This is a genomic window from Streptomyces sp. P9(2023) (assembly GCF_032436795.1).
Lineage (GTDB): Bacteria > Actinomycetota > Actinomycetes > Streptomycetales > Streptomycetaceae > Streptomyces.
In genome coordinates, this window is the sequence record NZ_JAUPWM010000092.1 from 1 (window position 1) to 1,335 (window position 1,335).

A 1,335-nucleotide genomic window follows, 5' to 3' on the forward strand; every position below is an offset into this window, starting at 1 on the left:
GGCGTGGGGGTGTCGCTTCTTGCGGGCCCTGGCGTCGTTGTAGATCTTTGCGGCCCACTGGCTGCCGTGCCGGCTGTTGTCGGCGAAGGTCGTGAGCGCGACGCGGGCTCTGCGGTTGGTCGCGAAGCGGAAGGCGACGGTGCGGGACTTGCCCGAGGCGCGGGTGACGGGGACGACACCGGCTTCGGCGATGAGTTGTTCACAGGTCTGGGCGCGTTCCAGGATCGGGCCGATCTCACCGATGACCTGGCCGAGGCTGACCTTGCCGATGCGGGGCATGGTGGCGAACAGCGGCGCGTAGGGGTGGGTTTCGACGGCCTCGGCGATGGCCTTGTCCAGGGCGCGGATGGTGGTGCGTATGCCCTGCACGAGCTGGACCTGGACGCGCACGAGCCGCTCGATGACGGCGTCGCTGAGACGAGAGGCCGCCGTCGGCGCCGAACGCAGACGTTCGATCAGGACGCTGCCGGGCTTCTTGCCGGAGTAGTGGTGGCGCTTGCACCAGGCTTCGAGCCGTCCGGCGGTGAGCTTGGCGGCGGAGGCCGAGGTGGGGTATCGCTCCAGGAAGGCCATGGCGATGTCGCTGTCGAGCTCGAAGAACACCGTCTTGCCGCCGGGCCAGTGTTCGTCCAGGAGCGCGGCGAGCTGGTTGACGGCGGCGACCTTGGCCTCGACGTGGTCGGCGCGGGTCCGGGTGAGGGCCTGCAGGTCGAGGGTGGCCTGCTCGGTGGGTTCCAGGCGGGGCAGCAAGTGACCGTCGGTGCGCAGGTAGTCGGCGAGCTTCATGCTGTCGCCGGCGTCGGTCTTGGCCTTGGAGGCACCCCACCGGGCCCGCATGGCGTGGAAGGCGTTGGGGTGCACCGGCACGATCGGGTGGCCTGCGGCCAGGAGCCGGTCGACGGCCAGGCCGCGGGTGGTCTCGATCGCGACCGGCAGGTCCTGCGGGGCTCCGTGCTTGCGCAGCCGGGCCAGCGTCTTGGCGAAGCCTTCCTCGGTGTGGGCCAGTTCCCACCGGTCGATGCGTTTGCCGGTGTCGTCCATGACGGTCACGTCATGGGTTTCGGTCGCCCAGTCCCATCCGATGAACACGCTCGTCGTACTCCTGTATCGCTGACGGAGCACCTGCCCGGTGGTGAGGTCGTCTGCCGGGAGCTCATTAATCGGCCCTCTGCGGGGCGTGTCCCTGAAGCCGATCAGACGGCCTCGGCCCGGCAGGGCTGGCAGAACTCACGCTGGCCGTCGAACGGCTCGCGACGATGGCCATGCACCCGCCGGGACCGAGAGGTCACAACCCTACTCGTGAGGGCTGCAGAAGGGATGGTCCTCTAATGAGCG

Annotated in this window: 1 protein-coding gene; it reads right to left on the minus strand. The window is 69.1% G+C overall.

Features of this window, described 5'->3' with window-relative positions; translation table 11 throughout:
* Window positions 1–1,089, minus strand: a 1,089-nt coding sequence (locus tag Q5762_RS36745) for an IS110 family transposase (protein WP_315896664.1), incomplete at its 3' end; no start/stop codon positions are given.
* Window positions 1,090–1,335: the final 246 nt, after the last annotated feature.